The organism is Butyrivibrio hungatei DSM 14810 (genome assembly GCF_900143205.1).
Taxonomy (GTDB): Bacteria; Bacillota; Clostridia; order Lachnospirales; family Lachnospiraceae; genus Butyrivibrio; species Butyrivibrio hungatei.
Window position 1 is genome coordinate 785,854 of the sequence record NZ_FRDH01000003.1, and the last position, 9,821, is coordinate 795,674.

Below are 9,821 nucleotides of genomic sequence, written 5' to 3' on the forward strand. Positions count from 1 at the left end.
GGTTACTCAGCCTCCTTTTCTTCTTTTTCTGCAATGATCTTATCAGCTGCTTTCTCTTCTTCTGATGAACAGCAGCCCTGCTGGAACTTTGATGTATCCTTACCCTTCTTTTCAAGGTTTGACTTAACCTTGTTCATGATGGCAATAAGGAATGCCAATACAAAGAAAGCACCAGCCTGCTGAACAAAGATGCTGATCGGATGATATCCTGCAAGGAATGCTCCTACAGGTCCGGGAACCACTGTTCCCTCGCCAAGAATCTGAACATCAAAGGCTGTGCCAGCACCAATAAACTCACGAATAAGACCGATTATTGTAATAGCACAGGTGAATCCGATACCCATACCGATTCCATCAAAGAAGGAAGGCACAATTCCATGCTTGCTGGCATAAGCTTCTGCTCTACCAAAGATGATACAGTTAACAACGATAAGAGGAATATAAACTCCAAGAGCGCTGTTAAGAGCTGGCACATAAGCCTGCATCAGAAGCTGAACCAATGTAACGAATGAAGCAATAACAACGATAAATGAAGGAATTCTGACTGTGCCAGGAATAACCTTTCTAAGAGCTGCTATAACTGCATTACTAAGTGATAATACGAATGTTGTTGCAAGGCCCATTCCAAGACCATTTATTGCTGATGATGTAACCGCAAGTGTTGGGCACATACCGATCATCAGTACTAATGTAGGGTTCTCAGCAATGAGACCGTTAAAAAATCTTTCGGCAGGAGTATCTTTTTTGAACCCCAAAGCGCCAGTTTTTACATCTGCACTCATCACTGTCCTCCTTTCAATACGTCATCGAAATATTTAACTGCTGAGTTTACACCGTTTGTAACTGCTCTTGATGTAATAGTTGCACCAGAGATAGCTTCAATCTGAGAATTAGCATCTGAAAGCTGTCCATTTTTTACAACAGTGTACTGCTGAGCAGTCTTGTCTGCGAACTGAGGAACGATGATCTTTTCAGCATTCATTCCAAGTCCAGGAGTCTCAGCGATGGAAATGATCGAAATACCATTGATATTTCCCTCATTTGTGATACCAACTGTATAGACTATGAAATCTCCATAGCCTTTTGATTTAACCTGAATAACGTATCCAAGCTTGTTACCGCTGGCATCCACAGCCTCTTTTACGCTCTCAATAGATACTCCAGAAACCTCTGAAGTAGCACCTGCTGCACCATTTTCATCGATCGCAACGTCGTTAAACGTAGAAGCTGCTGCAAATACTGACTGATTAGCCTTGTCCTGTGCAAGCTTTTCCTGATAAGCTATAGGCTCTTTTGTTACCTGATATACAAGTCCAAGGAGCACACCAGCTACAAGAGTAATAGCAAAGAGGATAAGGGCGTTTTTAATCATGCTTTTTGTATCGTTCATAATCACTTCGCCTCCTTCTTTGCAATTTTTCTGATGCCAAAGGCTCTAGGAATTGTAACCTTCTCAATAAGTGGAACAAGGAGGTTGCCGATTACGATGGCAAATGAAACGCCCTCTGCATTTGCTCCAAATATACGGAATATTCCAGTTAAAAGACCTAAGATAAAGCCGTAGATAACTCTTCCCTTAGGAGTGATAGGACATGTAACGTAGTCTGTTGCCATAAAAAAGGCACCAAGCATAAGTCCGCCACCTGCAAGATGTGCAGAAATGTAAGACCAGTTAAATCCGTATCCGCCAAAAAGTCCCACGAAAACAGCAAATGTGATGATGTATGTGAATGGGATCACATAATCGATAATACCGATTGCAAAAAGGATCATTGCTCCGATAGCGATACAGAGCATTGATGTCTCACCGATAGTACCGCCTGTTCTACCAATGAGCATATCCATTACGTTTACTTCCACGCCATTTTTGAGGTTGGCAAGAGGAGTTGCTCCTGTGTAAGTATCTGTAACAAAGTTAGTCATAAGGGCTGGGAAAGAAATAACAAGGAAGCACCTACCGCCAAGGGCTGGGTTCATAAAATTCTGTCCAAGTCCGCCAAATAACTGCTTTACCAGGATGATTGAGAAGATTCCGCCAAGTATTGGAATCCAAAATGGTACTGTTGATGGAAGATTCATTCCCAGCAAAAGACCTGTAACTACTGCGGAAAGATCTCCAGTCGTAATTGGCTTGTGCATCAATTTCTCATAGATAAACTCAGAGAGAACGCAGGAAGCCACTGATAACAAAAGAATAATCAAGGCATCCAGTCCAAAGTTATAGATACCATAGCCTGCTGCAGGGAGCAGTGCAATGACAACCCACATCATGATGTTTGAAGTTGTTGTCTTGGCTCTAACATGAGGATTGGATGATACGCTTCTTAAATCACTCATCTAGAAATGTCCCCCTTACTTTTTCCTTTTTCCAAGCTGTATCTTACGCATACCCTTGATCAGCTGAGTAAGCTGTCTCTTTGCAGGGCAAATGTAACTACAGCATCCACATTCACAGCATTCCATTCCGTACATATCAAGGAATGCCTGTTCATTGTTATGTTCAACAGCATCTGCCAGGTTCTTAGGAATAAGTCTCTCAGGGCAGACCTCAACGCACCTTGCACAATTTATGCAGGCAGTTGGCTCAAACTCAGCTACTTCATCCTCAGTAAGGCATGTAAGTGCTGATGCTGTCTTAGTAGTAGGAACATCAAGATCAAAAATAGCAAATCCCATCATAGGACCACCTGAAATGATCTTGGCTGGTTCTGTTCTGAATCCGCCTGCATCATCAAGGAGCTCTCTATAATTGGTTCCTATTCTTACTTTATAGTTTCTAGGATCTGTGACGGCATCACCAGTAATGGTAACGATTCTCTCCATGAGAGGACGTCCCTCTTTTACCGCTCTGCACACAGCACAAAGAGTATCAACGTTGTCTACGATACAGCCTGCATCAGCAGGAAGCATAGACGAATTGATTTCTCTTCCAGTAACTGCATAGATAAGCATACGCTCAGCACCCTCAGGATACTTGGTCTTGACAGGCTTAACGCTTATCTTTTCTTCGTCTTTAGTTAATTCTTTGAATTTTGCGATCGCATCAGGCTTATTGTCCTCAATTGCCAGGATACCTCTGGCATTAGGAAATATGCTGACTGCAATCTTTAGACCTTCTAAAAGAAGCTCTGGTTCTTCGATCATACGTCTATAGTCTGAAGTCAGATAAGGCTCACACTCAGAGCAATTCGCAATAACGTAATCGATCTTGTCTGGCTCTTTTGGAGAGAACTTAACAGCGGTTGGGAAACCTGCGCCGCCCATACCAACTACTCCCGCCTCACGAACTGCTGCGATCTTATCTTCCGCAGTCATCTCTTCGTATGGCTTTGCTGGCTTGAATTCTACTTCCTCATACTTGCCATCGTTCTCAACTATGATACTCTCGCACATAGCACCAGTTGCCAATCTTCTAGGTTCGATAGACTTAACTGTTCCGGAAACAGTTGCATAGATTGGTGCAGAAACAAAGCCACCTGCTTCTGCAATTTTCTGTCCTGTAAGTACATGATCCCCCACAGCAACAATAGGCTTTGCCGGTGCCCCGATGTGTTGAGAAATGGGATACACCAGATTGCCCTTTGGTAGCACTGATTTTATGGGCTTATCCTTAGAAAGCTCTTTGCCTTCGTAGGGATGTATGCCGCCCTCAAAAGTACCTCTTGCCATATCCTACCCTTCTTTCATTTTTAGAATTTTGCCCTGAGGACAGAATCTCCCCAGAATGAATTTTCCATAGAATAATTATATATGATTTTCATCAAAAAATGATGATTAAACTTAATTTTTCTGACAATAATATACGCTTAAGATGACCAGTCAGGTATTTCTGAAAATAGAATTATGCTATACTGATAAATGTAGGAGATTTCGGAAAGTGAGAAGATTTTTATGATCAAAACTAGCGAAGGTTTGGTTTTTCCTGACGAGCATATTATAAATACTTTGCCAAAGCTTTTAGACTGCGCACCAGAGGATATATTCTTTGTTGACATCGAGACTACAGGTCTTTCACCCAAGAACTCTGATATCTACCTCATTGGCGTCGCATACTATGACAGACACAATTGGCATATCTGCCAGTTTTTTGCTGAGAATTCTTCTCAGGAAGAAGAAGTTTTAAAAGCTTTCAGCACTTTCATCAGTTCTTTTAAAATAGCCATCCACTTTAATGGCGATAGATTCGATATTCCGTTTATCCGGAACAAATTAGAAAAATATGGACTTGATGACCCCTTTGAGAAAATGAGTTCCCTTGATATCTACAAGGAGATCAAGGACTACAAAAGGCAACTGGGTCTCATGGATTGCAAGCAAAAGACAATTGAGCTCTACCTCGGGATCATGCGTGAGGATAAATACGATGGTGGTAAGCTGATTCCTATCTATAAAAAATACACGGAGTCAAAGGATTCTGATCTTTTGAAACTCCTTATGCTCCACAATTTTGAAGATGTTAAGGGAATGTTTGAGCTCCTTCCCATGCTCCGCTACAAGGCATTCTTTTTGTCATTTTCAAATATGCCGGATGTTTCCGTCAGAACTGATGCGGAGATTCCTTCTTCTGAAGAGGTTTTGGATCTTTTGCCTCTGCGGGCCAGAAAGGTTCAGGCCAATTACTACGATGACATAGATGGTCAGCAAAAGACTGAAGTATACATGAAGCTGTCCCTTAGATTCAAGCTCCCTTCATCCCTCTCAGGGAACCTTGATGGTTGCTATTTTAAGATAGAAGGCGATGAAGCTGTTCTTAGAGTTCCTCTGTATGAAACAGAGCTTAAGTATTTTTATTCAAATTACAAAGACTATTACTATCTTCCAAAAGAGGATATGGCAATCCATAAGTCAATTGCCGGATTTGTAGATAAAGACTTTAGAGAAAAAGCAACTGCAGAGAACTGCTACACCAAAAAGGCCGGTCAGTACCTAAGAGAGTGGGATCTTTGCTTTTCTCCATTCTTTAAAAAGAACTATGGCGATAAAGAATTTTTCTTTGACCTCAACGACAATATGAAACAAAGTCGCTTTGCCATGAGCCTGTATGCTTGTCACGTCATTGCTCATGTCTTAGAACTATAATGTTAATTTCTTAATACAAGAAAGGAGATTTTTATGGCAAATCTGGAACCAAGAACAAATGAACTAAAGGGCACTGAAACAGAAAAAAACCTTCTTGCAGCTTTTGCTGGTGAATCTGAAGCCAGAAACAAGTATACCTACTTCGCTTCTAAAGCCAAGAAAGATGGCTATGTTCAGATCAGTAAGCTCTTTGAAGAGACTGCTAATAATGAAAAAGAGCATGCTAAACTCTGGTACAAGATTCTTGCTGGAATTGGCACCACCGCGGAGAATCTCCAGACAGCTGCCGATGGCGAAGGCTATGAATGGAAAGAAATGTATCCTTCTTTTGCAAAAAAAGCTCGCGAAGAGGGCTTTAATGATATAGCTGCCCTTTTTGACATGGTAGCAGCCATTGAGAAGACTCACGAAGAAAGATACCATAAGCTCCTTGCAAGCGTTGAAGGTGACCTGGTATTTTCTGATGATGGCGACACTATCTGGGAATGCTCTAACTGTGGTCACATCGTTATTGGACCTAAAGCTCCTGAAATCTGCCCGGTATGTAATCACCCTCAGGCTTACTTCATGAGAAAAGCTGAAAATTATTGATATTTAAAAAGAACCTCTGTCTTACAAAAGACAGAGGTTTTATTTATGACCCTTACCTTGCCGGAGCCCATGTAATTCCGTACATCTGCTCCATAAGCTTTCTGAGTTCATCTTTCATCCTGCTACAAGCTGATGCCTCATCAACAAAATTCATTACCCCAATTTTTTCCTTTTTGTCCTGGAAGAAAACTGACCAGCCATTTTCAGTTTTGGCAAGACATATTCTATTCTTATGAGCGCCTCCAATCTTATAAAGTTTGGATGGTACAAGATGTTCTTTAAAATACTTCTGAAGTTCCTTTGCGTTCATGATCTCCTCCATTGCGTATAAAAAGTATCGCTATATTGAATGTTGTTTTATAAATCATTACATGTAGTATTGATTACTACATATAATATATCACAATACTATTTCATGTGCAACAACAAAAAAGAGCTCCGCAAATGCAGAGCTCAAGAGCACTTTCAAAAAATGAGCCCTAACCTCCGTCCCTAGGGCTCAAAAATCATTCCCCAATCTCAGCTAGAGCAGCAAGTACTGCTCCCTGTCCCCATGGATATGTGCCATAGGTCTGGTAGTGGACACCAAAATCATCGCAGGAACTAAGGGTGTCAAGAACGTTGCCCTCCTTGGTGTGAGCAATCATACAGTCCCGGGCTTTGGCAAGTTTATCTTTTAGTGGAGCAATCGCAGAGTCAGCAAAGATTCCGGCATTTACACCTCTTGCGATACAGTATGCGATCATGCCGGTTGCAGACATATCAATATGTCCCTCAACAGCCTGCATCTGCCAGCTCCAGCCACCGTCAAATCTCTGGTAATCAAGGGCTATCTCACTGATATTTCTATAGATCTCAACCACATCAATATCCTCAGCAATGGCTTCTGCCTTGGTAGGAGCACCTTGTACGCTAGCCTTAGCCTGAACAACTGCTGCCTCAGTAATTCCCATAAAGAGCCATCCAAAAGCTCTGCCCCATCCAAGAAGTCCCTTCTTGGTTCCTTCTTCCATGGAATATCCGTGATAGTTAAGTCCTGTTCTCTTATCTATTCCATGATTATAAAAGTTCTTGATCTGCTTGGCTGCGCTAAGTCTCGCTCCAGCACTGATTGAAATATCAGAACCACCAAATACCTCTCCATAAGCAGCCATAAACATTGAAACCTGACCTACCCCATCGGCAAAGATATTTGTTGAATCACGGCCAGGATTGTAGATAACTGAGCCATCATTGTCCCTTGGAGTCTTGGCTATAAAGTCTGCAATCTTATCTGCTGCCTCTTTGTACTTGTCTTCCTGAGTATATTCATAGCTCTTTACAAAGCAGTAACCAGCAAGAGCATCATCTACAAAGTCGATCTTGCCGTCATAATCTCTAAGCCACATGTCTGTATGAGCAGAGATGTGCGACATGATCTCCGGTCTGATCACTCTATCCTTTGCTGCAGACAGAAGCCCCAGCATCAGCATTCCTGAAGGCCAAAACAGCGGATCCTTGGTCCTTACAGATCTTCCCATAACTTTCTTGGCTGTGTCCTTCATCTTGTCAATGAGAGATACGTTCATGATATCATCAAGCTCAGCCTCGCTCTTTTTTATTATCTCCTGGTACATTTCATTGAAGCTTTTTTCCATATGAGTCTCCCTTTTTTTCATACCCCATGACTTATGTCATGTAACTCAATGCCTTACTAACTTCTCACGCAACTTGCCATAAAGATATTTAAACTCTTCACTTCTACCGTAAAGAATAAAATAAACTCCATTAAAGACGATTGTAATGATCACTGCCATGATCAGGAAAGTAAATATATTTAAGTTTGACAGCACTTTCAAACTTATAAAGTGACAAGATAAAAGTACAAACAGCAAACTAGCTATATATTTAAAGGAATCAATAAAGTAGCTGCTGGCGTCCATATCAAAGCAGGCCCTGTAGATGATTATAGGCTTGGTGATATTGGCAATAAGTCCTGACACGATAGTTCCTATGTAAATACCAACAATTCCAAGTGGTGTCTGTACAAGAGCAATTGATAATACAAGGTTAACTGCTCCCTGAATAAGGGCCAGGTACTTATCCTGCTCGAACACACCTGCTGCCGTCTTGTAGTTACTAAGGACTATTCTGTCGCCCTTGAAGTAATAATCTGTAAGTATGCAGTACACTGCTGCTGGAACCAGCACCCACTTATCACCGATCCATATCCTGATAAGAGGTGTCAAAAGGATCATGAATCCCACGCAGGAATATCCATAGATCCAGGATGCAAAGAACCTGTATACTTTAAACATTTCATACTGCTTTTGCTTGGACTCTGTGGCGATCAGATTTCCAAAGCTTGAAATAACCGAGTTAAAAATGATATTTACAAAATTTGATACTGAGTTAAGGACCAGATTGTAGTTATCTACATATCCAGCCATTTTTACCTGGATAAAAGAAGTAATGATAATGGCATCTGTCTGAAGTCTTGCCACATCACCTACCTTGTGAAAAACTAAGGCCTTGGTCTTGTTCCAAACTTCATCACTCTCTGCCTTAGCAAGAGGCTCGATGTTCTTTTCCTTAAGAAGCGGATATTTCTTGTCCAGATATATTGATACAAATACCTTCTGAACCAGCTGCACTGCTGCATCTGTCAAAAGGAACAGATAAAAGTTCTCTGTTATTACTACTACTGCAATCTGAATACTTACAGTAATGATCTTGGTTATAGTTAGAATATTGGTCTGAATATAGTTCTTTTGCTCAGCATTTACAAGGCTGTACTTGTAGGCTACAAAGTAGCTGCTGACTGTATTAAACAAGAAGATAAGGTAATAAAGTGTGAGATCTCTCTCAGATACATCTCCCGGGTTCTTGGCAAGATACTTAAGGAATGGTACCAGCAAAAGACCTACAACTGCCACAACTGTAGCGATCACGCGATAAGCCTTACGATACAGCTGCATATAGGATTTGATCTTCTCTTTTTCACCCCTTGCTACAGGACCGTAAAGGCTGAAGTTAAGGGCTGTTCCTATTCCAAGCTCAGCCATGTTCAGGAGAGAAAGAATATTACTGTACATGCTGTTGACGCCAAGAAGGTCTTCGCTTAAGTGCATGATAAAAATGGTACGTAAAGCAAAAGACAAGATCAGCGTAGCAGCCTGCCCAATAAATCCAAATGCTATATTTCTTGTTGCAGATTTAATTCTTCCCATTAAACGATGTTTCCTTGATTATCAATCAATATCCAATCTTTCCAGTATTTATGCATAGTCTCAGGTTCAGCAACCTGATTGTTTCTCATCTTAAGAGTACGAACAAGCTCTTTGTCCTCTCTCTTGTTGAGTCTAGCCCCCCAGAAGCTAAAGGTTGAATTAGCACAGATGTTGCCCTTACAGTGACTCATGAGCATCAGATCCTGAACGGAATCTTTGCCAATGTTCCAGTCTATTATAGTATATCTGGACTCGTCGCTGTAGTTCTCCCTTGCGTATTCGTGATCGCTGGTGAAAATGTAGAAGTGTGTTGAAGGATCCTCCTTAAGGAAATGATCCATAGCACTCTTGTAATACTCATCAGATGCGATGTTTCCAAGTATCTTTACATTTTCAGGAGCAAGATAATCGCCTCTTCTGATATGAACGCTTACTGAAACCTCAGAGTCCATCTTGGCTGCAATAACTTTGTTGCGCTGCTGCAGATCTGGATCTCTATGGTCAGGAAAGACAAATAACTCTCTAAGCTCAGGCATAATGTCATCATAGTAATACTGACATGCAAAATAGCCTGTAATATACATATCATCCAGCTCGAAAACTTCCGGATGATACATCTTGGTCTCTACAAATACCTTAGGATTTGCAGAAGGAGTAAGTCTTAACATATTAGCAACTTTACCCACTACCTTCTGGAATATATTTCTCTTTAAAAGAGCTACCTTCTCCTCCTTGGTACATACCTCATAAGGAAGGTCCTTAAAAAGTGCAAGTTCAAATTCTCTTGGAGCAAGCATGTTCTTTTGGATCTTTGGATCAAACCATGAAAGGTCCAGCTTAACTTCTTTTCCAAGTTTTAATAGCTTACGATAAAGTGCATACTGCTGCATTTGGTTTCCCAGGCCGCCTGCAATCTGAATTATTATCATAGTATTTCCCCAA

10 protein-coding genes are annotated in these 9,821 nt (G+C 41.2%); 2 read left to right on the forward strand and 8 right to left on the reverse strand.

Features of this window, described 5'->3' with window-relative positions; translation table 11 throughout:
- Window positions 1-2 precede the first annotated feature (2 nt).
- Genes rsxE through rsxC form a run of 4 tightly spaced genes read right to left on the reverse strand, consistent with a single transcriptional unit; the run spans window position 3 to window position 3,669 of the window.
- Window positions 3-782 (reverse strand): electron transport complex subunit RsxE, encoded by a 780-nt coding sequence (gene rsxE / locus BUA02_RS03700; protein ID WP_071177012.1) that lies wholly within the window; start codon window positions 780-782, stop codon window positions 3-5.
- Window positions 782-1,390: an RnfABCDGE type electron transport complex subunit G gene (locus BUA02_RS03705; RefSeq protein ID WP_072701046.1), complete on the reverse strand. Its 609-nt coding sequence runs from the start codon at window positions 1,388-1,390 to the stop codon at window positions 782-784. The genes rsxE and BUA02_RS03705 overlap by 1 nt, the downstream gene beginning before the upstream one ends.
- 2 nt (window positions 1,391-1,392) lie before the next feature.
- Window positions 1,393-2,337, reverse strand: coding sequence for an RnfABCDGE type electron transport complex subunit D (locus BUA02_RS03710; protein ID WP_071177014.1), 945 nt, complete (start codon window positions 2,335-2,337; stop codon window positions 1,393-1,395).
- A gap of 15 nt (window positions 2,338-2,352) precedes the next feature.
- Complete coding sequence (rsxC, locus tag BUA02_RS03715) at window positions 2,353-3,669, reverse strand: electron transport complex subunit RsxC (RefSeq protein WP_072701048.1); 1,317 nt, start codon at window positions 3,667-3,669, stop codon at window positions 2,353-2,355.
- Between the two features lie 222 nt (window positions 3,670-3,891).
- Between rsxC and BUA02_RS03720 the strand changes: the two genes are divergently transcribed.
- Entirely contained in the window at window positions 3,892-5,079 is a 1,188-nt protein-coding gene (locus tag BUA02_RS03720) for a ribonuclease H-like domain-containing protein (RefSeq protein ID WP_072701051.1), read from the forward strand.
- Between the two features lie 33 nt (window positions 5,080-5,112).
- Window positions 5,113-5,670 (forward strand): rubrerythrin, encoded by a 558-nt coding sequence (gene rbr, locus BUA02_RS03725; protein WP_072701053.1) that lies wholly within the window; start codon window positions 5,113-5,115, stop codon window positions 5,668-5,670.
- Window positions 5,671-5,722: 52 nt separating this feature from the next.
- On the opposite strand, the gene BUA02_RS03730 is transcribed toward rbr, so the two are convergent.
- The 4 genes from BUA02_RS03730 to BUA02_RS03745 form a co-directional block, all read right to left on the reverse strand.
- On the reverse strand, window positions 5,723-5,980 hold the full coding sequence (locus BUA02_RS03730; RefSeq protein WP_071177017.1) for a hypothetical protein: 258 nt from the start codon (window positions 5,978-5,980) through the stop codon (window positions 5,723-5,725).
- Window positions 5,981-6,176: 196 nt separating this feature from the next.
- The gene (locus BUA02_RS03735) at window positions 6,177-7,307 is read right to left on the reverse strand and encodes a glycoside hydrolase family 88 protein (RefSeq protein WP_072701056.1); all 1,131 of its coding nucleotides are present in this window, start codon (window positions 7,305-7,307) and stop codon (window positions 6,177-6,179) included.
- 45 nt (window positions 7,308-7,352) lie between these two features.
- Window positions 7,353-8,879, reverse strand: coding sequence for a lipopolysaccharide biosynthesis protein (locus BUA02_RS03740; protein ID WP_072701058.1), 1,527 nt, complete (start codon window positions 8,877-8,879; stop codon window positions 7,353-7,355).
- Window positions 8,879-9,808, reverse strand: coding sequence for an alpha-1,2-fucosyltransferase (locus tag BUA02_RS03745; protein ID WP_072701060.1), 930 nt, complete (start codon window positions 9,806-9,808; stop codon window positions 8,879-8,881). The genes BUA02_RS03740 and BUA02_RS03745 overlap by 1 nt, the downstream gene beginning before the upstream one ends.
- Window positions 9,809-9,821 lie beyond the last annotated feature (13 nt).